This window comes from Solibacillus sp. FSL K6-1523, from assembly GCF_038005225.1.
GTDB lineage: Bacteria > Bacillota > Bacilli > Bacillales_A > Planococcaceae > Solibacillus.
In genome coordinates this window covers 4,205,932-4,228,202 of sequence record NZ_JBBOSU010000001.1, presented here as the reverse complement: position 1 = coordinate 4,228,202, position 22,271 = coordinate 4,205,932, and the positions used below count along the sequence as shown (strand labels likewise).

The following is a 22,271-nucleotide window of genomic DNA, read 5'->3' as shown; positions in this document are numbered from 1 at the left end:
ATCAATCCCAAAAGAATTTAAATAAAAGTGAAACTTTCTCATAAATGAAACGTAAATATAGAACAGCTATAAAGGTGGAGAGGAAAAACACATGGATGCGTTAGTAAATAAAAGAATAAAGCAAGTGCTAAAAGGTGATCAAAACGCATATGCCGATATTGTTAACCTCTACCAGCACAAGCTGTACCAAGTTTGTTATCGTATGCTAAGCAATAAGCAAGAAGCGGAAGATATTGCACAGGAAGCGTTTATTCGTGCTTATATCAACCTTCATTCATACGATCAAAATCGAAAATTTTCAACATGGCTTTACCGAATTGCGACCAATTTATGTATCGATCGCATACGAAAGAAAAAGCCTGATTATTATTTAGATGCCGAAGTTGCAGGGACAGAGGGGCTAGATATGTATTCCCAAATCGCAGCGGATGGTCAGTTACCTGAAGAAGCTGTTGAGCAAATGGAACTTCAGGACCGTATTCAATATGAAATTAGCCGCTTACCAGATAAATATCGTTCTGTAATTGTCCTAAAATATATTGAAGAATTATCATTACTTGAGATTAGTGAAATATTAGATATGCCGCTTGGTACAGTGAAAACACGTATTCATCGTGGACGTGAGGCACTGAGAAAGCAATTAAACAATGTAAAGTAGGAGGCTGATAGGCATGAAAATGTGTCCGTCACAATTCGTGAATTATATGCACGAATATTTAGATGGCGATATTAGTCGCGAGCATGAGCAAGAATTAAAGCACCACCTACAAGCATGCCAAGATTGCCAACAACATATGCATGAATTAAGTGACACAATTGCGTTTATTAAAAGCGCAGCGCATATTACTGCCCCGTCTAGCTTTGAGGATAGAGTAATAAAGCGTCTACCAAAACGTAAAAATTCAGTAGGCATTAAGCGTTGGTTCCGTCAGCATCCAGTTCTCGTTGCTGCTGCCGTATTCTGCTTATTTATGAGTGCTACATTGCTTGGCAGTTTCCCGAATGATGATCAGTTTTCTGTTACGAAGCAACCGAATTTAGTCGTGAATGGTCAAACGGTCCTTGTTCCGGCAGGTGAGGTTGTAAAAGGTGATATTGTTGTCAAAAACGGTGATATTGTTATTGAAGGGGAAGTTGATGGCAATGTAACAGTAATTAACGGTAATTACATGGCATCGACAGCGGTTGTAACAGGCCAAGTGAAAGAAATTGATGAAGCATTTGGCTGGTTATGGTATAAAATCAAAAAGGGATTTAATGATTTTACAAATATGTTCGAATAAATACGCAACTTTAACGTTTAAAGAACGTTTTATTAGAAATAGCAAAGTCTACTCGCTTGGGTAGACTTTTTTCTGTGATAAAGTTAATCATGGAGATAAATATGCTATACTAAATTCATTATGAATCGTTATTAAAAGTGGGGGATGCCACATGCAATTTATTGAGCAACTTGCAGATATAACAGCTGTTGAGGTTATATTTAAGTTATTGGATGTACTGCTCGTATGGTACGTCATTTATAAAGCATTAACCCTCATAAAAGGAACGAAAGCTGTTCAATTATTAAAAGGGTTATTTGTGATTGTTTTAGCTAAAATTGCGACGTATGTACTTGAACTTAATACGCTTGATTGGCTATTACAAGAAGTAATTGATTGGGGTTTCTTAGCCATCATCATTATCTTCCAACCTGAAATACGTCGTGCTCTTGAGCAAATTGGTCGAGGGAAGATTTTCCAACGTACGAATACACAGCAAGATGATGAACAAACACGTTTAATCGACGCAATGAAGAAATCTGTAAGCTATATGGCAAAGCGGCGCATTGGTGCCCTTATTTCGATTGAAAAAGAAACAGGGCTCAATGAATATGTGGAAACAGGAATTAAGATGGATGCCCAAATTTCATCCGAGCTACTGATTAATGTTTTCATACCAAATACGCCATTGCACGATGGCGCGGTTATTGTTCAAAAAAATAAGATTTCTGCTGCGGCTTGTTATTTACCACTTTCAGAAAGTGCATTTATTTCAAAAGAGCTAGGTACACGTCATCGAGCTGCACTTGGATTAAGTGAAGTAACAGATGCGATTACAATTATTGTGTCAGAGGAAACAGGTGCGATTAGTATTACGGCAAATGGTAACCTACACCGCAATTTATCCCTGACAGAATTTGAGGAATTATTACGTAAAATGTGGTTTGGCCCTGAGCAAGATTCAAACTTAGCTTCTAAGTGGACTTGGGGAGGGAAAAAGAATGGATAAATTATTCGATAGCCGGTGGATGTTGCTTTTGACATCGTTAATTTTAGCTGGCGCATTATTCTTATATGTCCAAACAGAGCTGAAAAAGGGCGATAATTCGGGCTCATATAATGAGGCAGATATTATTACAAATGTGCCGTTAGAAGTGTATTACGATGACAGCAATTTATTTGTAACGGGGCTACCAGATACGGTGAATGTCAAAATTTCTGGATCGACGCCAATTGTTAAAACAACGAAGCTCGAGAAGGATTTTAAAATATTCGTCAATTTAAACTCATTGTTAATTGGCGAACATAGCGTTACAATACAGCATGAAAACTTTTCTGAAAAACTAAATGTAGAGATTGAGCCAAAAATGATTAATGTGGTCATTGAAGAGAAAATCACAGGAGAGTTTCGAGTTGAGCCGGATATGAATAATAGTCTTGTGGCCGATGAATATATCGTAAAAAGTATGACGGCCAATCCAAGTCGCGTATCCATTACCGGTGCAAAAAGTGTTATTAATAGCATTAGTTATGTAAAAGCAACAGTTACCGGTGAAAAAGGCATGAAAGCATCCTTTGAGCAAGGAGCAACGGTTAAAGTGTTAGACCGCGACTTAAATAAGCTCGATGTGCAAGTCAGCCCTGAAAAGGTAAAAGTGAAAGTCGACATAATTGAATATAGTCGAGACTTTCCGCTTACAATTAAACAAAAGGGTGAGACAGCTGAAGGGGTAACAATCGAAAATTTAACAATCGAACCTTCAAAGATAGCTGTATACGGAATAAAGTCTGTAATTGATTCGATTTCAGATGTAGTGGTGGAAGTGGATCTTTCTAAAATTACAGAATCGGGATCTTATGAATTTAAAGTAACCTTACCAACAGGTGCAACAAAACTATCACAAGATAAAGTAACTGTTCATGCGGATGTAGTAAAAGAGTTAGTAAATCCAGAGGAATCACCAGAAAGCCCAACCGAAGATAAAGCTAGTATAGAAGATGTAGTGGATACGGGTGAGGTAGAGGACAATGTAATGGATAATTCAAATTAACGCATGGAATGTCAAGTGTTGAAGGAGAGAAAAAAGTAATGGGTAAATATTTCGGAACAGATGGCGTTCGAGGTGTCGCAAATAGTGAGTTGACGCCAGAGTTTGCGTTCAAGTTAGGTCGTATTGGAGGCTATGTATTAACAAAGGATTCAAAAGATCGGCCGAAAGTGTTAATTGGACGTGATACACGTATTTCTGGAGAGATGTTAGAAGGCGCATTAGTGGCAGGGCTTCTTTCAATTGGTGCGGAGGTTATGCGTTTAGGTGTGATTAGTACACCAGGTGTTGCGTATCTATCTCGCGTAATGAATGCAGAAGCGGGTGTCATGATTTCAGCTTCACATAATCCTGTGTCAGATAACGGCATTAAGTTTTTTGGTCCAGATGGCTTTAAATTGACGGATGCACAAGAAGCAGAAATTGAAGAGTTAATTGATGCAGAGGAAGACACATTACCACGTCCTATAGGCGCTGATATTGGTTCAGTAAGCGACTATTTCGAGGGCGGACAAAAATATATTTCTTACTTAAAACAAACAGTAGATGAAGATTTTGAAGGAATTCATGTTGGACTAGACTGTGCGCATGGTGCCACGTCTTCATTAGCAACGCATTTATTTGCGGATTTAGAAGCCGATATTTCAACGATGGGTTCATCACCAACGGGTTTAAACATTAATGAAGGTGTTGGGTCTACTCATCCTGAAAAGCTTGCGGAATTTGTGTTAGAGCGCGGTGCACATATAGGTTTAGCATTTGATGGTGACGGAGATCGTTTAATTGCAGTTGATGAGAATGGTCAAGTCGTGGATGGTGACCAAATTATGTTCATCATTGGTAAATACTTAAATACTAAAGGTCGTTTAAATAAAAATACGATTGTCTCAACGGTAATGAGTAATATGGGCTTTTATAAAGCAGTCGAAGAAAACAGTATGACAAGTGTGAAAACAGCTGTTGGTGATCGATATGTAGTGGAAGAAATGCGTGCAAATGGCTACAACGTTGGCGGCGAGCAATCAGGTCATATTGTATTTTTAGATTACAATACGACAGGTGACGGCTTACTAACAGGCATTCAGCTTGTGAGCATCATGAAAGCAACAGGTAAAAAACTTTCAGAGCTTGCAGGAGAAATGCTGATTTTCCCACAACGTTTAGTAAATGTGCGTGTAACAGACAAGCATGCCGTAACGCAAAACGAAAAAGTAGCAGCGGTTATTGCGGAAGTGGAAGCAGAAATGGCTGGAAATGGCCGTGTGTTAGTGCGCCCTTCAGGTACAGAACCTTTAGTGCGTGTCATGGTGGAAGCTGCAACAGAAGAAGCATGTGAATCATATGTAAATCGCATTGCAGATGTTGTACGTGATGAAATGGGACTTGCAGATTAATTGAATAATCAATTATGGGACGCAATCACTTAGGTGGTTGTGTCCCTTTTTGTAACAATTATTTGACGAACTGCATAAATTTTTGTATGATAATATTGCTCTTTGGATATTCAATAAAATACCAATTAAAAAACAAAGAGCATGAGTGTAAAAGGAGGAACGTTTAACACTTTAAACAATCGGAAAACAATTATAGCGCCTGAGCTAAGGAATCGAACGGAAAGTAAACCTTAGTTGACGAGGTGGAGGATTATCGAAATTTCGGCGGATACCTCCCGATCGCATGCCCGGTCGTCATTTTCGTTTTAAAACAGAGGAGTAATCCTATGCACAGAAAAACGAAACGGCAACAATTACACACGTAACACAGCTGCAAAGCATTTGGAAGTGAAGTGCGGAATCAATTACGCCTTGGCGTAATTGATTCCAGATTTTTTCGAGCTCGCTCGAAAAGTTTCTCTTAAAATCTGTGACATCCGCTGGGGCATTAACTTGATTTAGCTGAGGTTTGAACCATCACTTATAGAAGTGGTGCACTTCTGCTAAATCAAGTTAATCAGAATCCCATCACCAATTGCCTTTGTAGATCACTTTGCCTTTTTTTCTTACTGTTAAAGAAGGTGTATTTTCTTGATGAATAAAAATCTATAAAGGCACAAAACTTTGCTTTTGGCGTTGCGTGATGACGTTCGGAGGAAAAAGAAGATGTGTGGAATTGTTGGATATAATGGCGTTTTAGACGCGAAAGAAATTTTATTAAAAGGTTTAGAAAAGTTGGAGTACCGTGGCTATGACTCAGCAGGTATTGCGGTACACAATGAAGAAGGCGTAACTATCTTCAAAGAAAAGGGACGCATAGCAGACTTGCGTAAAGCCGTAGAAGAAGATGTAGAAGCAAATGTCGGAATCGGGCATACACGCTGGGCAACGCATGGTGTACCAAACCGTTTAAATGCGCATCCTCACACGAGTGCATCGGGTCGATTTACATTAGTACACAACGGTGTCATTGAAAACTATCACTTATTACAAAAAGCATATTTAAAAGGCGTTCCGATGAATTCGGATACAGATACAGAAGTCATCGTACAATTAGTCGATTTATTTGCTAATGAAGGTTTATCAACGGTAGAAGCTTTCCGCAAAACATTGTCATTAGTACATGGCTCATATGCGTTAGCTCTTTTAGATAATGAAGATTGCGAAACGATTTATGTGGCAAAAAATAAATCTCCATTGCTCGTTGGAGTTGGCGAAACATTTAATGTCATTGCTTCAGATGCCATGGCGATGCTACAAGTAACGGATCAATTTATCGAACTGCATGATAAGGAAGTTGTCATCATTCGTAAAGAGCATGTGGAAATTTCAACGCTAGAAGGACGTCTTATAGAGCGCGCACCATATACAGCACAGCTCGACGCGGCGGATATTGAAAAAGGGACGTACGCGCACTATATGTTAAAAGAAATGGATGAGCAGCCGACTGTTATCCGTAAAATTATTCAAGCGTATGCGAACGAATCAGACATTACAATCGATAAGAATATTTTACAGGCACTGGCACAAGCAGATCGTTTATATATTATCGCAGCTGGCACAAGCTACCATGCAGGTTTAATTGGGAAGCAATATTTCGAGAAAATTGCAGGTATCCCAGTGGAAGTGCATATCGCGAGTGAATTTGGCTACAACATGCCATTATTATCGAAAAAGCCGTTGTTTATTTTTATTTCACAATCAGGTGAAACAGCAGATAGCCGCCAAGTATTAGTGAAAATTAAAGCGCTTGGCTATGAGGCATTAACAATTACAAACGTACAAGGTTCAACACTTTCTCGTGAAGCTGACTACACATTATTATTACACGCAGGTCCAGAAATTGCCGTCGCATCAACAAAATCGTATGTTGCGCAGGTTGCTGTATTAGCGGTTGCCGCATATGCAGTCGCAAAAGAAATGGGTGTAGCAATCGATTTTGATTTAAAACAAGAGCTTGCAATCGTTGCAAATGCGATTCAAACAATGATTGATTCTAAAGATGTGATCGAGCAAATTGCCGAAGATTATTTGAAAATTGCACGCAATGCATTTTTCATCGGACGTAATGTCGACTTCTGTGTTTCATTAGAGGGCGCATTAAAGTTGAAGGAAATTTCTTATATTCAAGCAGAAGGTTTTGCTGGTGGGGAATTAAAGCATGGTACAATCGCACTTATCGAGGAAGGTACACCGGTATTTGCACTCGTAACGCAAAAAGGTGTCGCGTTGAACATTCGCGGTAATGTGAAGGAAGTCGTAGCACGGGGCGCAAACGCATGCATCCTCTCAATGCGCGGCATGGAAGAAGAAGGCGACACATTTGTCATTCCAAAAGTAAATGACTTATTAACACCACTTGTATCTGTCGTGCCACTTCAATTAATTAGTTACTACGCTGCCTTACATCGCGGCTGTGACGTTGATAAGCCGAGGAATTTGGCTAAGAGTGTTACGGTTGAGTAGTGTGGGATGGTTGGTTGCAGTTTTATAAAAATGTAAATCATTTGAGAAGAATCTATTATTTATAATAAAGTGTGATTAAAAGTTCTGTGTTAATATACAGGGTTTCCCTTTCTTGTTTAATTAGGCGTGATTGTGGAAACATAAAATAACAGGGATGCTTCATATTAGCTATTTATAATATGGAGTATCCCTGATTTTTTTAATTTAGACTTTGAAAACATATGATAAAAACGCTGAAATTAGGCTCTGCACGTTTAGTGTGCAGAGATAATAAAGTTGTTTAATTTAAAATAAAGTCATTTAAAAAATAATAAAGTTGTTTAAAAACCCTTATTGCACTATCGGGGTAGGTTAGCTCTATAAGAAAAAAGTAGTTAATTTTGAATTTCAAATATCATCATGCATACATAGAATAAATTGTATAATTTTAAATATTTCCAATATAATGAAAAAAGAAGGAATGAAAGTGAAAGAATACACAAATTTAATATATCTAAGCAAGTGCAAGCAGAATTCAACCAAAAATAGCTAGAGGAGGCATTCACATGAATCAATCTTTAATTATTTTCATAGTGGCTATTCCCTGCATCATTATGGCGATTTATTTGTTTCTCTACACAAAGAAACGTGCAGCAGCCTGTCATATCCATACACCAAACGGAATAGATGAGGGCGAGTATGTGACGATCGGGGGAATCCAGCAATTTTTATATCATCGTGGTGAAAATAAGGAACATCCCGTCCTCTTATTCCTTCATGGAGGTCCTGGTAGTCCTATGCTTCCTTTTGCCCAAGACTTTCAATTTCCTTGGGAAGATAAAGTAACCGTCGTTCACTGGGAACAGCGAAACAGCGGTAAAACCTTTTTTGCGAATGATCCCCAGAAAGTTACGCCGACAACAACGATTGAACAAGCATTACAGGATACATATGAAGTTGTGAGCCATTTACAAAAGAAATATAACAAAGAGCGAATCCTTCTGCTTGGTCATTCATGGGGTTCTGTCTTAGGCAGTCTATTCATCTTGAAATATCCGCAGATGGTTCAAGCCTATATTGGAGTTGGACAAGTTGTAAATATGTTTGAAAACGAACGAATTGGCTACGAGAAAGCATTGGAATGCAGCAGACAAGTAGGAAATCAGAAAGATATTAGCACCTTACAGGCTTTGAGCCCTTATCCCGAGCACCAATTTAGTGATGACATGCTCAAGAAGCTTATGAAACTCCGTAAGTTGCAAGGTAAGTATAAGCTTGCGATGCAACCATCACCCCAACTAGTCATGAGCGTACTATGTTCTCCCTTTTATTCGTTCAAAGATATTAAATACATGTTAATGAGCGATGTACTAGAAATAAAACAGCGTGCTATTTTGGAATATTTGTTTAAGTCCTATGATCTGAACATGGTAACTTCAGACTATCAAGTTCCAGTTTTCTATATCCATGGCGAGGGTGACTGGCAAACTCCTTATTCTCTTGCTCGCACATACTTTGAGCAAATCAATTCGCCAATGAAACAATTTTACTCCATACCAAATGCTGGACATGTGCCGATGCTTGATCAGAAGGAGCTATTCAACGAAGCTTTATTTGACATTATCGATCAAGTCAAACATTAATTTCCAAAGCGATTCCATCATATGCCACCGTGATGGAATTGGACTCAAATATCTCAACCAAGTCAGTATGCAAAAGTTGCACATTGTTTTTGTGAAGAATTACACTTCAACTATCGGGTGCGTTAGTTGAAAAAGAATTAAAGAACTTTATTATCATTTTAAGTAACAATATTCGCTTAGTTCAATGCAGTTTTAATCAACTTTTTTAAGCCTTATTACATTCTATGTAGTAAGGCTCTTGCTTTTATATTAGCAAATTAAACAACTTTATTATTACTCTACATTTAGTTGTATTGAAGTAACCTACACCACTATAAACCTAAAGGTGCAACTATTTTTCAGACTTACCTTGGTGACCTGCATAGTTGTCCTCACCTGGATCAAGATCAATGACTATGCGGTGCGGATCAGCCAATGCATATTGATGCTCGCAGCGCCAACGCATTTCCTCTGTAAAACCGATCGTTTCTCCATCTGCAATAATATCGCCTTGATTAAATAAATAATATGCAAAGTTATTCAAGCAGTCTGCAACCTCATTGGTATCCATATCATAGAAGTGACATTGCACATCAGGAATACCTAGTGCAGCAAGCCCAATGGAATCCATAAGCCCTTCCTGGCGTTCACTGCCCGTACCCTCAACATTGTAGAATCGAATGTTCAATGCTCCATACAATATTTCTCCTTGATCAATAGCGACCAAAAACATGGATGGCTCGACCAACTTATTGCTTTCTCTAAAATAAATCGCAGCGCAAGGAACCGTTTCCAAAATTGCACGAAGAACATTCGTATGTAGTTCCAATCTTTTATGAGGCTCCAATCCAGATGCCATCATATCGACAAGTAATAACGCGTGACTGCACTCTTGCAATGTTTGGCCTGCTTCATTCCAATGCCAATTTTGCTGCAAAGCGCCTTCATAATCGGATATTGGACCAACATTTTTGCCAGTAAGCGTTGTTTGTGCAGGTAATTCACCTTCTGCGTATTCCACCATGTAATTTAAGTGGAAAAAGTGAAGCATTTCGCCTTTTTCATGTTGCTCATAGGGTTCCCATACTGCTAGTGACCCGCTTTCTTCATTTTGCGGTCGATCTGTTTTCCCCGTATATTGTTCTATCTTGCTATAGAGTAGTTCACGGTCTACTATTGGCTTTTCTTTAAATAGCAGTTCAATAGCGTAAACTCTAGCAAATCCAAAGTCTTTCTCTTGCTCTATGATTTCGTTCATAAGGCACTCTCCCTTATTCTAGATTGTTTTCTTAATTATAGATTGATATGTTCATCCACTTCATTAAGAATACATGAAAGATTATGAACCGCCCATCATACTAATTCCCTATCGTATCCAATTAAGGGTATCTATATGTAACGGGGTAACTAGTATTGTGTAGTTAGTTTAAGTAGAAGTATTTTAATTTGGATATTAAAAATATGCAAAATTTGAAAAAATGTTAAAATTGAAAGATAGAATAGGAGGGAAATAAATTGATTACATTACAACCTATGAATAAAGAGGAGTTCAAACAATATATCAGTTATGCAATTGAAGACTATGCAAAAGACAAGATTGCTTCCGGAAATTGGAGTAAAGATGAAGCGATTGACTTGTCGAGGGAATCATTTGAACGACTACTACCAAAAGATGAGAAGACAGAGAATAATCATTTATTGTCTATCTTTCACAACGATATCTTAATTGGAATGATTTGGATTTCACAAAAAGCGCCTACAAATCCTAGTGAAGGTTTTATATATGATTTTGTAATTTCTGAACAATATCAAGGGCAAGGGTATGGTAAGAAAGCAATGAAAGAAGCTGAAATTATTGCTAAAGAGTTAGGTATGAATAAAATTGGTCTAAACGTTTTTGGCCATAACAAAATTGCACGTAGCTTATATGAAAAAATGGGTTATGAAATTACGAATATAACAATGGCTAAAACAATTTGATTATGTAAAATCAAAGTCCAAGTGCTCAATTAATATTGAGCTTGTTTTTTACAGAGGAGAATATAAACATCTTTGCTTTTGATATTAAAGGAGGCTTCTTAAATTACTGTTGCTTTAATTGAAGATTCGCTTCCTGAAATAATTAAATATTTTATTATTATTCTCCACATATTTTCCATATTGAAAATGAAGTAATAAAAAAATTAAGAGCTCACGCATTAAGTATTTTTAAATTAATTTCTGGAGGAATGATCATGAATTTAAAAAGTGAAAGAATATACCTTCGCCTATTAACAGAAACAGATGCCCCTCTTTTCTTAGCAAATACACAAGACGAAGAAATCAGATATATGACAGGCACAAAAGCTATATTTACTTTAGAACAAATTGAGCAATATATTAAAAACGTAGCGAAAGATCCGACACGCCATGATTTTGCGATTTGTTTAAATGAAAACGATGAAATGATTGGAGAATTATCTATTACGGATATTGAACAGGATAATCAGAAAGCTGGATTTCGAATTTCAATGTGTTCGATTGAATTGACAGGTAAAGGTTATGGTACTGAAGCGATCAAACTTACCTTGAAATTTGTCTTTGAAGAATTGAAATTAAATCGACTACAGTTAGAAGTATTCAGTCATAATAAACGTGGAATTAAAGCATATGAAAAGACAGGATTTATACAAGAAGGCATCTTGCGTGAATCGTTAAATTATAATGGAATTTATTCGGATGAAATTATCATGTCCATTCTTAAAACGGATTATGAGAAGTGAGATATGTTACTTCAACGAATTCTTTACAAAACAATCACCTTATAAGATATCAATTAATCTTATGAGGTGATTTCTTTTTTGTGAATAAAGTTTAAGCTTTTTTAATCTCTAGAAAGAGCAAACGTAACTTCGACTTCCCCATCTACTGTAGCAACAGCATTAGCTTTTGCGATTAATCCACGAACTCTCGTGATTTCTACTTTTAAATGCAATTGATCGCCAGGTTGGACTTGTTTCTTGAACCGACAATGGTCAATGCCAGCAAAAAAATCCAATCTCCCCTCGGTTTTCATCTTTCATTAACATAACAACCACACTTACTTGCGCTAATGCTTCAACGATTAAAACACCTGGCATTTCTGGGTAGTTAAATAATGAGACACCACATCTATATATTTAAGGTTCCTGTAAACTGTTCTAAAAGTTACTGTAAGGATGGGAGGTTATGATAGCCATAGCGCAATAAAATGCGGAAGAAAAGGAGTTTTTAAGAATGAGTTCGTTTGTTACTAGGAAAGAAAGAATCGTTTCCTTAGATATTATTCGTGGGCTAGCGTTATTTGGTATTTTGTTTATAAATGTAGCAGGATTCAAGGTATTAGTGGCGGGTGAACTACCTGAGAATAGCGGAATTGATGGTATTATTGAAATGTTCATTGATATATTTATTGAGAAGAAATTCTTTTCGATTTTTTCATTCCTCTTTGGTGTAGGTTTTTATATTTTTACTTCGCGTGCAGAAGCGCGTGGTGATAAGCCAAGATGGCGTTTTGCAAGACGTTTACTAGCTTTATTATTAATTGGAATCGCCCATATGTTTGTTTTTTGGGGCTCCATTCTTTTTATCTATGCAGTTATCGGTTTTTTACTTATTCCATTCTATAGTGCAAAGGTTTCAACAATTCGTAAATGGCTAATTGCTATCATTACTGCTCACATCCTTTGCATTCTTGGACAATTATTTATGCCAGATCAAGGGGCTCTTTCTACGGTCTTTGAAATAGTAGGAAATGATGCAGTTACTATATTTATCATGTTTTTATCTGGTTTTTTAGTAGCAAAAGCAGATTGGATTAGTCATATTAGTGAATATACAAAACAACTAAAGTGGATTCAATTTGTGACATTCCCCATTTTTGTAGGAATCTCACTTTGGATTGGGTTTACCACAAAAGGAGATTATCAAAGTCTACAATTAATTTTGGGGCTAGGTGTAATTCCGACAACATATTTATATTTAACTTGTCTATTTGTCATATTAGAGAATAAAAGTATCACGAAGTTCCTTAAGCCAATAGGACGAGTTGGTCAAATGGCATTCACAAATTATTTGGCGCAAAGCTTTATTGGACTAGCGATTATTTCTTTAATGGGGCTTGAAGTTGTTACACCTTCTTATGTGGTAATTATCGCAATCTTAATTTTCGCCATTCAAATTATTTTTAGTGTTATCTGGTTCAAGTTTTTTAAAATGGGACCATTTGAAAAACTATGGCGCTTTATGACCTATGGAAGAAAAGCAGTGTCAAATAAATAATTACATGCGAAACTCCCTGTGGTGAATGATCTAATTTACCAGGGAGTTTTTAGTGTTATATTACTCACGAAAGCAGGAATTTTTGTTGAAATAAATATTTTTTAAAAATTGAACCGATTCTACTTCGGCAATCGTCTAATAGCAGAATTTGAAATAGGTTGAACGGGAGGGTAGTAAATTGGACAGAGAAGAGAAAGATTTTATGTTAGAAAAAATAATGATTGAATATGGGAACGAGCTTGTGCGGTTAGCATTTTCTTATGTGAAAGACGCAGAAGCAGCGAAGGATATCGTTCAAAATACGTTTATCAAATGCTACAAAAAACTGGATTCGTTTCGATTTGATGCACAAATAAAAACATGGCTGTACCGGATAACCATTAATGAATGTAAAGATTATTTGAAAAGCTGGCATTATAAAATGGTACAAGTAAAAAGTTTTATAAACGAAACAGCGAAGTCCATATTACCATCAACAGAAAAAGCAGTCATCGATAAATTCAATAATGGAGAAATAAAAGATACAATTTTTTCTCTGCCAAAAGTATATCGGGAAATCATTTATTTATACTATTATGATTCATTAACGACAGGGGAAATTGCCGAAGTGTTAGATATTCCGGTGAATACGGTGAAAACGAGATTAAGAAGAGCAAAACAAAGGTTAGAGCCGTTAATAAGGGAGGCAGAACTTAATGGAAGATAAACGGTTGAAAGATAAACTTCATAAGATGTCTGGTCGGGAATTAACATTTACGGAAGAAGATCGGAATGAAGTATTTGAACAAATTCGTAAACTGGAGGAAGGCCCACATACACAAAAAAAATCGCTTATTTCTTCTAAAAAGTTAGCTCCCTTTACAGTTTCCTTTTTAGTAGTAGGTTTGTGTCTATTTTTGTTTCTTCCATCGATATTCTCTGGAAATTTGAATAAAGAATCAAACACAATTATTGCAAATAACCCGGTAGTTGAGGAAGCGGAATATTTAACTACTTTAATTACGGTCAAGTCGAAGGAGATGGATGATCGAACTTATTTAAATCTTTTACTTACTTATAATAAAGAGAAAAAGATGATGAAAGTTGTATCAATTCCTAATGCCGCATTTGTGCCGGTAGCAAATAATGATGATGGGTCTATTGAATATGATAAATTGTTATTTGCCTATAACTTTGGTGGTGCAGAAAATGTAAGAACAGCCGTTTCAAAACTATTAGATTTACCGATTGATTATTATGCCAATATCGATTTAGAAACCTTTTCAACACTAATTAATTCGGTGAATGGAATTGATTACGAATTGCCTGAAGATATGCGAGTAAGAGCGATAACACAAGTGGCATTTGACTTTAAAAAAGGACAGCAACGTTTGAATGGTGAGGAAGTTGTGGCATTAATGATGGCTGCTACGGTGAAAGAGGGAATCGACTTGGATGAAGAGGACCTATTAAATTTAATGACTGCTGTTATGAATAAAACAAAGAGCGAAATACTACCAACACAATTAAAAGAACTATTTGCTCAACTAGAAGCCAATGTATCGCTTGATTCGTTGTTAGACAATCAAATAAAAATTGATTCTATCAAATTAGTTTCTTTAAGCGATGGAATGATAACAGATCACATACCATTAAGTAGTACGACAGGTAAATTCATCTATCGATTTGAGGCGGATTTTTTAAATTCAATTTCAGAGCAGTTAACTACATTTAATTAAAATAAAATCATCTCGCCGCTATAAAATCTAAGCGGCAAGATGATTTTTTTATGGACGAACATGATTAAAGTTGTGAAGAAGTATACTGAAATGGGTAGCGCAAAATAGTTGAACAAGTCATTTGGTGTTAAAATAAAAAAACGGTATGGAAATCATATTTTTAATACAAATAAAATAAAATTATTATGAAAGTAAATGCGAATGAAGGGAGAGTTTATATGGGAAATGATTGGGATAAAGCAGTAGACTCTCTTTCAAAAATTAAAGTTTTTTCAAATCCAAATAACAAGTCTGTAACGATAAGTGATGTCCCTAATGATATGAAGTGTATCGGGGTTGGGACAGATGCGGCTGTTTTTCAGTCTATGTCAACTCCAGCCTATGCTTTTAAAGTTTATGCCAAGGATAAAGTAAATAAAGTAAAAGTTGAAGCGAATGTTTATGAAATATTAGGGGATTCACCTTTCTTTCCAACTTGTTTTGCCTCATATGGCAATTTCCTTGTATTAAGTTACGAAGAGGGAAAAACGCTATTTGACTGCCTATTACAAGGTATACACATTCCAGAAACCGTTGTAAATGAAGTGGAACAAGCAAGGGGATATGTTAGGGAGAAGGGCCTGAACCCACGTGATATTCATTTGAAAAATATATTATTACAAAATGGAAAAGCGAAAATAATCGATGTTTCTGAATATATACAGCCAGGGAATGATTTCAGGTGGGAACATTTGAAAAAGGGATATGAGCAATACTATCATTTAATCGATAGAAAATCTGTTCCATTTTGGTTAGTAGAAACTATTCGAAAGTTGTATAACGAGCAGGGAAAGCAGTCTTCATATGAAGAGTTTACAAAGTTGATTTCGAAGTTATTTTATAAAAAGTAGTTGACTGAATAAGAACTTCAGAATCAATTTAAAGCCTCATAAGAAACGTATATGAAATGGCTTATTATTAAAATGTTATTTAGGCAGGATCTTTTTTCTTTCTTGAATTGAAGCATGTTGGCAGTGATACTATTAGCGCCTTTTATTCTAAAAAAGAAAGACGCTATCCATAATATAGTGGATAGCGTCTTGATATTTCGAATTGTTCTATTAAGGATTTGTCGACCAAAGTCCCGCATGTTTTAATACAACACGTGGATGAAGTTTTAGCTGTGCAACCATTAAGTCTGCTAAATCTTCTGCTTGCATTACATTTTCAGGATTGCCGTCTGTTAAATTGAGCTCAACAGCCATATCTGTTGCAACCGTACTTGGAGTTAATGTTGTAACGCGAATGTTTTTCTTACGCACTTCTAGCATTAACGACTCACTTAGTCCGATAACTGCAGCTTTTGAAGCAGCGTATGCACTTGTAGTTGGTGCACTTCTTTGCCCAGCTGTTGATGAGATGTTAATGATGTCGCCCGTGTTGCGTTCAATCATTTCTGGTAAGACCGCACGTGTTGTGTAGTACACACCTTTAACGTTGACATCGATAATATTTGTCCATTCCTCAGGCGTTAAGTCCATGAAGCTGCCGAATTTTGCAATGCCGGCATTATTTACTAAAATATCGATTGCACCAAGCTCGCCACGAATTGATTCAACCGCTGCTGTGATTGAGTCTAAATTCGCTACATCCGCTGTAGCGATTGCTACTTTCACATTATATTGTTTAAGCTCCTCTGCAACTTTTTGTAAATTTTCAAGCGTACGGCCAACTAGACCTACGTGAACACCTTCCTGTGCAAGAGCTGCTGCTGTTGCACGTCCAATTCCACGCCCTGCTCCTGTAATTAAAGCCACTTTTCCTGTAATTGTTTGCATATTTTTTTCTCCTTTAGATAAGATTGTTTTATATTGACTAAATAAAGTGTAATAAAATAAAAAAGTTAATACTTAAGTAAGGTGCGTTTGATAAACCCGTTCGGATGGTATAATTATTTACGCTGTTTTACTCGGAAATGATTTGTCTTTAAGACTATCTTCATCTTACCTACAGTTTTCTCCCTTGTGAAGAACGCACTTTTTTGTACGGAGGTTACCAAATGGTTACTACGATAAGTAAAGGAGAGGTGTCTATGTCAGATATATTAAGAAAAGAGATACAAGAAAGAATATTAAATCAAGATTATCATTGTGAAAAAGAGCTTACTTTATCGATTATTAGTGGGAAATGGAAAGTTGTTATTTTGTGGCACTTAGGTGTAGAAGGGACGCATCGATTTAGTGAACTTCAAAAGCTTTTCCCGAAAATATCTCATAAAATATTATCAAATCAGTTACGTGAACTGATTGAAGACGGGATTGTCCATAGGGAAGTGATTCCAGAAGTTCCTCCCAAAGTAGAATATTCAATGACTGAACTTGGAATGACGTTATTACCAATCGTTGAGATGATGTATGAATGGGGAAAAAACCGAATAGATCAAATTAAACAAGAGAGATAGAACATTTGAATTAAAAGGTGGTACAAAATATGAAGATCCATAGATTAGATCATATAGGTATAACCGTCAATGATCTTCCTGCCGTGAAGGCGTTTTTCCTTGATTTTGGACTTGAAATACTAGGAGAAGGAAAAGTGGAAGGCGAATGGGTGCAGCGGATGGAGCAGATAATCGGGTTTCAAAATGTTAAAGAGGAAGATGGCATGTTGCAAACGTCAGACGGTGACTCAAATATAGAACTAGTCGTATTGCGAACGCCAGATGGTAGCACAAATATAGAATTAGTTAAATTTCACACGCCTTCAAATGAAAATAGCATACAGCATCCTTTAGCAAATACGCTAGGTACTCGACACATTGCTTTTGCTGTTGAAAATATTGAAGCTCTTGTTACGAAAATGACAAAGAACGGTGCAGAACTTCTTGGTGAAATACAAAACTACGAAAACGTTCAGAAATTATGCTTCATTCGTGGACCAGAAGGAATTATTTTGGAGCTGGCCGAAGAAATTAAATAAATAACCAAATATAAACCTCGATCTATTAGTCATGGATCGAGGTTTTTCTTAATCATATTTCCTTTTCTATAATAGAAAGTTAACATACAGCATCTGTTTAACAGCTGAATATTGATTATAAAAATAAAATGTAAAGCCTACTTGACATGGAAGCGGAATGTAAAGTAAGCTTTACTTATTAAGAAATGTACAGTTTACTTTACATTAAGTAAGGAGGAACTATGAAAAATCGAATTCGTGAATTAAGGAAAGTGAAGCAGATTACACAAGAGGAATTGTCTAAAGAAGTTGGTGTTTCAAGGCAGTCGATTATTGCAATTGAATCAGGGAAATTCAATCCATCTATTGAGCTCGCATACAACATTTCCAAGGTATTCAACTGCACGATTGAAGAAGTGTTTCTATTCGAAGAGGAGGGAATGTAATTATGGATATTTCTATCGGTGGCATGATTGGATTATACGGAGGAATGCTTGGCGGGCTTCTTGGTTGGTGGTTCGGGCGGAAAAAGGCTAGGGAAAAAAGAGGATTAGACGAGTTATACTATCATATTTGGCAAAGGGCAAGATCATATGCATGGTATGCGACATTAGGAGCAATTTATATTTTCTTTTCGCTTATCATGTTTGGGATTGAATTAAGCGCGGCAATGGTTTTAGCTCTTATTTTATTAATACACTTAGGAAGTTGGGCAATCATCGGGATCGTTTTGACAATCAATATGACTATTTCCCCAACTAAAAAGCTTTCTCGTATGAAAATTGCCTGGATCGTCGTGGGTTGTTCGTTTACTTTTTTTACAGTCCTCTCTATTGTGACGGGTAACTGGCTATTTTTATTGTGGAGTATTTTGCCTAATGTAGTTGCACTGACTACCGCAATAAAAACACCTCAAAAGAAAACCGAATAAACTACTAAAAGAGGTTGTCCCTAAAATGTTGAAAAACAATTTTAGGAACAACCTCTTTATAATTTTACTCCGAAAAAGCTTCCGAATAATGAACGATACCTTGCACATTTTGAAGTGAATTTTCGGCTAACTCTAAAGCCATAAATACTTCAGAAGGTACTTCAAATGGTGCTCGTATATTCCAACTACTAGCTTGTTTAAAACCAAACTTTGGATAATAATCTTTGTGTCCTAAAACAATGACAGATTGATTGCCAAGCTCTTTTGCCACTTTTAATGCTTCCTGAATTAATTGGCTGCCAATGCCTTTTTTCTGATGATCAGGCGCAACACAAACCGGGGCAAGTGCTAAGGAATCCGCGATGTTATCCCCATTTATGATTGTAATTTTGGATAAAAGAATGTGACCAATGATTTCCTTGTCCTCATTTATTGCAACTAATGAAAGTTCAGGAATAAATGCATCCGACTGTCTAATTCGATTTACGAGTAGATGCTCTTTTTGGTCGCTATACTCTTCATCTAAGAAGGCATTTCTTATAACTTCTTCAGTCGTGCTATATTCTTCAGCGTGCTCTGGTCTAATTAAAAATTCCATTTATAGTCTCCTCGTACTTTGAATGTCTACTATAATTCATTAATAATATTGCATTATTCACTGCTTTAATTCAACTATTAACTTAGCCGTCTTATTATATCCGTAGTAATTCACCCCCTCAAGAGTAAGATTACCTTAGCTAATCGAAGCATAATTAACCACATATAAGTGGAGAAATACCTCTTATCGTGTTTTAGTAACCACTTATAACTGAACGTACATTGTTAGGAAATGGATATGGTAAAGTTATGGTAATGGAGGAATGCTCGGATGAAAATTCACTTAGTAATTAACAATGAGCTTGAAGAAACTGAAATTCATATTCATGCGAAAGAGTACAATGAGCAAATTGAACAATTGATGAGGCAATTACAATCAACACAAGTTTCAAAGATGATTGATGGTTATTTAAAACAAGAAATTCATATGCTTAAAATCGATGAAATTTATTCAATTTATGCGGATGGATCGAAAGTCTATTTACAAACAGAGGAGCAGGAGTTTGAGGCAAAGAAGAAGTTATATGAGCTTGAAGAACAATTTGCGAAGGATTTTGTTCGAGTAAATAAATCGACATTAATTAATCTAAATAAAATTGCCTCAATTCAATTAGCGACAATTGGAACGACTCAAGTTCTTTTAGATAATGGCGTTTCGATCCATATTAGTCGGAAATATTTAAAAGAATTGAAAGTGCAATTAGGAATTGGAAGGGGGTACTAACATGCGATATTTTCGTATTTTAATAATTAGTGTACTCATCTCGCTAAGCTGCTCTTATATCATTATGTCTTTAAATATTTTAGCAACAAATGAAGTAATGACTGGACAGCAATTAGTAGAAGAAGTCATTATCGCAATCGTATTGGGAGTAGCGATTAGCGTTATCTCGCAAATTTTCGAAGTTGAACGAATCCCATTTATAGGGCAGTTATTAGTACACATTTTAGGCATTCTAGTTCTTGTATTCGCTGCAGGCTATTTTGGGAATTGGTATGATGTTTCAGATTTATCGACAGTTATGTTTGTATTGATTGCTACAGTTATCATCTACATTGGTACGTGGTGGGTTATACAAAACTTAATAAAAAAGGACATAGATGAACTGAATCAAACAATTAAAAAGAGACGTGGTGAACTGAAATGACGAGTATTATACAGGTGGAAAATTTGCACAAGACATATGGTCAACAAGAAGCTGTAAAAGGAATTTCATTTACAGTTGAAGAAGGTACGCTCTTTGCATTTTTAGGAACAAACGGTGCGGGTAAATCTACTACGATTGAAATCTTATGTACATTATTGCAAAAAACGAGTGGTACAGTTCGTATTAATGGCTATGATTTAGATGAAAATAATCAAGCGAATATTCGAAAGTCAATCGGTGTTGTTTTTCAACAAAGCCTGTTAGATGGCAAATTAACGGTACAAGAAAATATTTTACATCGAGGAAAAATGTATGGTTTATCGAAAATACAATTACAGCAAAACTATCAATTTGTTTCGACCTATTTACAGTTAGATGATATTGAACAGAAAAAATACAGTGCATTATCAGGTGGTCAAAGAAGACGGGCTGATATTGCAAGAGCATTAATTCATCGCCCCGGGATTTTATTTTTAGATGAGCCTACTACTGGATTAGATCCGCAAACGCGTCAATTTGTTTGGCAGGCCGTTAAAAGATTGCAACAGGAAACAAATATGACAGTGTTTTTAACGACACATTATATGGAAGAAGCAGCCGTTGCAAATCAGATTGTTATTTTAAAAAATGGAGAAATTGTTGCGGAAGGGACGCCGGATGCATTAAAAACGAAATATGCCTATGATCAGCTAGATGTTGTTTTTCAAAATATAGCTGAAGGGGAAAAGTGGCTACAACAAAATGGGTTAACCTTTACTGTGCGAAATGATGTTTATTCCATTCGGGTTACTTCTACTATGCATGCTTTGACATTATTGAAACAAGTTGAACCATTGCTTGCATCTTTTGAAGTAATTAAAGGCACGATGGACAATGTGTTTATTCATATCATGCAGGAAGGGGAAACGGTTTAATGGAATCATTACTTAGTTTAGTAAGCCGAAATAATAAAATGTTTCGTCGAGATAAAGCACAAGTATTCTTTTCGTTATTATCTATCATCATTGTCATTGCTTTATACGGAATCTTTCTACAAAAGATGCAAGTTGATGCCATTGAACAGGTAACGAAAGCTACTCCAGAAACAATTACAATGGTAAACGAATGGTTAGTTGCTGGCTTATTATCCATGATGGCAGTTACATCGACACTAGGTGCATTTGGTATAGCAATCCAGGACCTTGAATCTAAATCAGCAGCCGATTTTTTAACGGCACCTATTTCCAGAGCGAAAATTCAGGCTAGCTACGTATTAAATGCATTTATTATCGGATTTTCCTTTTCATTCATTGCGTTTGTTGCATGCGAAGTTTTTATTATTGCAACAGGTGGTCAGCTTTTAAATGTTACGGAAATGATGAAAGTAATAGGACTATTAATATTATCTGTCTTACTAGCAAGTACATTGAATATGTTTCTTGTATTATTTGTTCACTCGCAAAATGCGTATTCGACATTAACTACAATTGTTGGAACATTAATAGGGTTTCTCTGTGGTGTGTATGTTCCTTTTGGTGTATTGCCTGGATTTGCCCAAAATTTAATTATGTATTTTCCTATCAGTCACACAACGGTTCTTTTACGTGAGGCATTTATGCAAAATTCGATTCAAACGGTTTTTGCGGGAGCTCCAAATGAACAGGTAGAAGCTTATAAAATCAACTTTGGCGTCGTTTATGAAATGAATGGCAATTTACTAGCTTCTTCGACGAGTTTACTTATTATAGTAGGAACAACAGTTATACTTGCAGTGTTATCCATCCTTCTATTTAAAAAGAGAAATAAGTAAAAATGATTATATATAACATAAGATCGCTCTGTAATGGGCGGT

At 36.2% G+C, this 22,271-nt stretch carries 24 protein-coding genes and 1 pseudogene; 21 read left to right on the top strand and 4 right to left on the bottom strand.

What is annotated here, in order from left to right:
- Positions 1–91: 91 nt before the first annotated feature.
- From sigW to MHI10_RS20355, 7 genes are all read left to right on the top strand, one after another.
- A complete protein-coding gene (gene sigW / locus MHI10_RS20385; RefSeq protein WP_340788751.1) occupies positions 92–658 on the top strand; it encodes an RNA polymerase sigma factor SigW in 567 nt (188 codons plus the stop codon).
- Positions 659–671: 13 nt separating this feature from the next.
- Positions 672–1,283, top strand: a complete 612-nt coding sequence (locus MHI10_RS20380; RefSeq protein ID WP_340788749.1) for a zf-HC2 domain-containing protein — start codon at positions 672–674, stop codon at positions 1,281–1,283.
- Positions 1,284–1,434: 151 nt separating this feature from the next.
- Positions 1,435–2,271 (top strand): diadenylate cyclase CdaA, encoded by an 837-nt coding sequence (cdaA, locus tag MHI10_RS20375; protein WP_340788747.1) that lies wholly within the window; start codon positions 1,435–1,437, stop codon positions 2,269–2,271.
- The gene (locus MHI10_RS20370) at positions 2,264–3,313 is read left to right on the top strand and encodes a CdaR family protein (RefSeq protein ID WP_340788746.1); all 1,050 of its coding nucleotides are present in this window, start codon (positions 2,264–2,266) and stop codon (positions 3,311–3,313) included. The genes cdaA and MHI10_RS20370 overlap by 8 nt, the downstream gene beginning before the upstream one ends.
- A 38-nt stretch (positions 3,314–3,351) precedes the next feature.
- On the top strand, positions 3,352–4,704 hold the full coding sequence (glmM, locus tag MHI10_RS20365; protein ID WP_340788744.1) for a phosphoglucosamine mutase: 1,353 nt from the start codon (positions 3,352–3,354) through the stop codon (positions 4,702–4,704).
- A gap of 705 nt (positions 4,705–5,409) precedes the next feature.
- Positions 5,410–7,209 carry a glutamine--fructose-6-phosphate transaminase (isomerizing) gene (gene glmS, locus MHI10_RS20360; protein WP_340788742.1) on the top strand — a complete coding sequence of 600 codons (1,800 nt, stop codon included), beginning with the start codon at positions 5,410–5,412 and terminating at the stop codon, positions 7,207–7,209.
- A gap of 545 nt (positions 7,210–7,754) precedes the next feature.
- Complete coding sequence (locus tag MHI10_RS20355; RefSeq protein WP_340788740.1) at positions 7,755–8,831, top strand: alpha/beta fold hydrolase; 1,077 nt, start codon at positions 7,755–7,757, stop codon at positions 8,829–8,831.
- A gap of 331 nt (positions 8,832–9,162) precedes the next feature.
- On the opposite strand, the gene MHI10_RS20350 is transcribed toward MHI10_RS20355, so the two are convergent.
- A complete protein-coding gene (locus MHI10_RS20350) occupies positions 9,163–10,068 on the bottom strand; it encodes a DUF4261 domain-containing protein (protein WP_340788738.1) in 906 nt (301 codons plus the stop codon).
- A gap of 257 nt (positions 10,069–10,325) precedes the next feature.
- Between MHI10_RS20350 and MHI10_RS20345 the strand changes: the two genes are divergently transcribed.
- Positions 10,326–10,790, top strand: coding sequence for a GNAT family N-acetyltransferase (locus tag MHI10_RS20345; RefSeq protein WP_340788736.1), 465 nt, complete (start codon positions 10,326–10,328; stop codon positions 10,788–10,790).
- Between the two features lie 254 nt (positions 10,791–11,044).
- Positions 11,045–11,572, top strand: a complete 528-nt coding sequence (locus MHI10_RS20340; RefSeq protein ID WP_340788735.1) for a GNAT family N-acetyltransferase — start codon at positions 11,045–11,047, stop codon at positions 11,570–11,572.
- Positions 11,573–11,673: 101 nt separating this feature from the next.
- On the opposite strand, the pseudogene MHI10_RS20335 reads toward MHI10_RS20340, so the two are convergent.
- Positions 11,674–11,938: pseudogene (locus tag MHI10_RS20335) on the bottom strand (3-hydroxyacyl-ACP dehydratase FabZ); the annotation flags it as partial.
- A gap of 127 nt (positions 11,939–12,065) precedes the next feature.
- Between MHI10_RS20335 and MHI10_RS20330 the strand changes: the two are divergent.
- The 4 genes from MHI10_RS20330 (at position 12,066) to MHI10_RS20315 (ending at position 15,717) form a co-directional block, all read left to right on the top strand.
- The gene (locus tag MHI10_RS20330; RefSeq protein WP_340788733.1) at positions 12,066–13,109 is read left to right on the top strand and encodes a DUF418 domain-containing protein; all 1,044 of its coding nucleotides are present in this window, start codon (positions 12,066–12,068) and stop codon (positions 13,107–13,109) included.
- Between the two features lie 178 nt (positions 13,110–13,287).
- Positions 13,288–13,815 (top strand): sigma-70 family RNA polymerase sigma factor, encoded by a 528-nt coding sequence (locus tag MHI10_RS20325; protein WP_340788732.1) that lies wholly within the window; start codon positions 13,288–13,290, stop codon positions 13,813–13,815.
- A complete protein-coding gene (locus MHI10_RS20320; protein ID WP_340788731.1) occupies positions 13,805–14,827 on the top strand; it encodes an LCP family protein in 1,023 nt (340 codons plus the stop codon). The genes MHI10_RS20325 and MHI10_RS20320 overlap by 11 nt, the downstream gene beginning before the upstream one ends.
- 218 nt (positions 14,828–15,045) lie before the next feature.
- Positions 15,046–15,717, top strand: a complete 672-nt coding sequence (locus MHI10_RS20315) for a serine/threonine protein kinase (RefSeq protein ID WP_340788729.1) — start codon at positions 15,046–15,048, stop codon at positions 15,715–15,717.
- Positions 15,718–15,927: 210 nt separating this feature from the next.
- Here the strand turns inward: MHI10_RS20315 and MHI10_RS20310 are convergent, their stop codons facing one another.
- On the bottom strand, positions 15,928–16,644 hold the full coding sequence (locus tag MHI10_RS20310; RefSeq protein WP_340788728.1) for a 3-ketoacyl-ACP reductase: 717 nt from the start codon (positions 16,642–16,644) through the stop codon (positions 15,928–15,930).
- A gap of 254 nt (positions 16,645–16,898) precedes the next feature.
- Here MHI10_RS20310 and MHI10_RS20305 point away from each other — a divergent pair, with 254 nt between their 5' ends.
- The 4 genes from MHI10_RS20305 to MHI10_RS20290 all read left to right on the top strand — a co-directional run bounded on the left by MHI10_RS20305 (position 16,899) and on the right by MHI10_RS20290 (position 18,695).
- Entirely contained in the window at positions 16,899–17,267 is a 369-nt protein-coding gene (locus MHI10_RS20305) for a winged helix-turn-helix transcriptional regulator (protein WP_340788726.1), read from the top strand.
- A 29-nt stretch (positions 17,268–17,296) separates the two neighbouring features.
- Complete coding sequence (locus MHI10_RS20300) at positions 17,297–17,785, top strand: VOC family protein (protein WP_340788724.1); 489 nt, start codon at positions 17,297–17,299, stop codon at positions 17,783–17,785.
- Between the two features lie 221 nt (positions 17,786–18,006).
- Positions 18,007–18,210, top strand: coding sequence for a helix-turn-helix transcriptional regulator (locus MHI10_RS20295; RefSeq protein ID WP_340788723.1), 204 nt, complete (start codon positions 18,007–18,009; stop codon positions 18,208–18,210).
- Between the two features lie 2 nt (positions 18,211–18,212).
- Positions 18,213–18,695, top strand: coding sequence for a hypothetical protein (locus MHI10_RS20290; RefSeq protein WP_340788722.1), 483 nt, complete (start codon positions 18,213–18,215; stop codon positions 18,693–18,695).
- Between the two features lie 64 nt (positions 18,696–18,759).
- On the opposite strand, the gene MHI10_RS20285 is transcribed toward MHI10_RS20290, so the two are convergent.
- Positions 18,760–19,293: a GNAT family N-acetyltransferase gene (locus tag MHI10_RS20285; RefSeq protein WP_340788721.1), complete on the bottom strand. Its 534-nt coding sequence runs from the start codon at positions 19,291–19,293 to the stop codon at positions 18,760–18,762.
- A 270-nt stretch (positions 19,294–19,563) separates the two neighbouring features.
- On the opposite strand from MHI10_RS20285, the gene MHI10_RS20280 reads away from it, so the two are divergent.
- The 4 genes from MHI10_RS20280 to MHI10_RS20265 are packed head-to-tail and all read left to right on the top strand — an operon-like array spanning position 19,564 to position 22,229.
- A complete protein-coding gene (locus MHI10_RS20280; protein ID WP_340788720.1) occupies positions 19,564–20,016 on the top strand; it encodes a LytTR family DNA-binding domain-containing protein in 453 nt (150 codons plus the stop codon).
- Position 20,017: 1 nt separating this feature from the next.
- On the top strand, positions 20,018–20,440 hold the full coding sequence (locus MHI10_RS20275; RefSeq protein WP_340788719.1) for a DUF3021 domain-containing protein: 423 nt from the start codon (positions 20,018–20,020) through the stop codon (positions 20,438–20,440).
- Positions 20,437–21,354 carry an ABC transporter ATP-binding protein gene (locus MHI10_RS20270; protein ID WP_340788718.1) on the top strand — a complete coding sequence of 306 codons (918 nt, stop codon included), beginning with the start codon at positions 20,437–20,439 and terminating at the stop codon, positions 21,352–21,354. The genes MHI10_RS20275 and MHI10_RS20270 overlap by 4 nt, the downstream gene beginning before the upstream one ends.
- Positions 21,354–22,229: an ABC transporter permease gene (locus tag MHI10_RS20265; protein ID WP_340788717.1), complete on the top strand. Its 876-nt coding sequence runs from the start codon at positions 21,354–21,356 to the stop codon at positions 22,227–22,229. Before MHI10_RS20270 ends, MHI10_RS20265 begins: the two co-directional genes overlap by 1 nt.
- Positions 22,230–22,271 lie beyond the last annotated feature (42 nt).

Coding starts and splice junctions, on each gene's coding strand:
- sigW (WP_340788751.1), top strand. CDS start 92: ATGGATGCGTTAGTAAATAAAAGAATAAAGCAAGTGCTAAAAGGTGAT.
- MHI10_RS20380 (WP_340788749.1), top strand. CDS start 672: ATGAAAATGTGTCCGTCACAATTCGTGAATTATATGCACGAATATTTA.
- cdaA (WP_340788747.1), top strand. CDS start 1,435: ATGCAATTTATTGAGCAACTTGCAGATATAACAGCTGTTGAGGTTATA.
- MHI10_RS20370 (WP_340788746.1), top strand. CDS start 2,264: ATGGATAAATTATTCGATAGCCGGTGGATGTTGCTTTTGACATCGTTA.
- glmM (WP_340788744.1), top strand. CDS start 3,352: ATGGGTAAATATTTCGGAACAGATGGCGTTCGAGGTGTCGCAAATAGT.
- glmS (WP_340788742.1), top strand. CDS start 5,410: ATGTGTGGAATTGTTGGATATAATGGCGTTTTAGACGCGAAAGAAATT.
- MHI10_RS20355 (WP_340788740.1), top strand. CDS start 7,755: ATGAATCAATCTTTAATTATTTTCATAGTGGCTATTCCCTGCATCATT.
- MHI10_RS20350 (WP_340788738.1), bottom strand. CDS start 10,068: ATGAACGAAATCATAGAGCAAGAGAAAGACTTTGGATTTGCTAGAGTT.
- MHI10_RS20340 (WP_340788735.1), top strand. CDS start 11,045: ATGAATTTAAAAAGTGAAAGAATATACCTTCGCCTATTAACAGAAACA.
- MHI10_RS20330 (WP_340788733.1), top strand. CDS start 12,066: ATGAGTTCGTTTGTTACTAGGAAAGAAAGAATCGTTTCCTTAGATATT.
- MHI10_RS20320 (WP_340788731.1), top strand. CDS start 13,805: ATGGAAGATAAACGGTTGAAAGATAAACTTCATAAGATGTCTGGTCGG.
- MHI10_RS20315 (WP_340788729.1), top strand. CDS start 15,046: ATGGGAAATGATTGGGATAAAGCAGTAGACTCTCTTTCAAAAATTAAA.
- MHI10_RS20310 (WP_340788728.1), bottom strand. CDS start 16,644: ATGCAAACAATTACAGGAAAAGTGGCTTTAATTACAGGAGCAGGGCGT.
- MHI10_RS20305 (WP_340788726.1), top strand. CDS start 16,899: ATGTCAGATATATTAAGAAAAGAGATACAAGAAAGAATATTAAATCAA.
- MHI10_RS20300 (WP_340788724.1), top strand. CDS start 17,297: ATGAAGATCCATAGATTAGATCATATAGGTATAACCGTCAATGATCTT.
- MHI10_RS20295 (WP_340788723.1), top strand. CDS start 18,007: ATGAAAAATCGAATTCGTGAATTAAGGAAAGTGAAGCAGATTACACAA.
- MHI10_RS20290 (WP_340788722.1), top strand. CDS start 18,213: ATGGATATTTCTATCGGTGGCATGATTGGATTATACGGAGGAATGCTT.
- MHI10_RS20285 (WP_340788721.1), bottom strand. CDS start 19,293: ATGGAATTTTTAATTAGACCAGAGCACGCTGAAGAATATAGCACGACT.
- MHI10_RS20280 (WP_340788720.1), top strand. CDS start 19,564: ATGAAAATTCACTTAGTAATTAACAATGAGCTTGAAGAAACTGAAATT.
- MHI10_RS20275 (WP_340788719.1), top strand. CDS start 20,018: ATGCGATATTTTCGTATTTTAATAATTAGTGTACTCATCTCGCTAAGC.
- MHI10_RS20270 (WP_340788718.1), top strand. CDS start 20,437: ATGACGAGTATTATACAGGTGGAAAATTTGCACAAGACATATGGTCAA.
- MHI10_RS20265 (WP_340788717.1), top strand. CDS start 21,354: ATGGAATCATTACTTAGTTTAGTAAGCCGAAATAATAAAATGTTTCGT.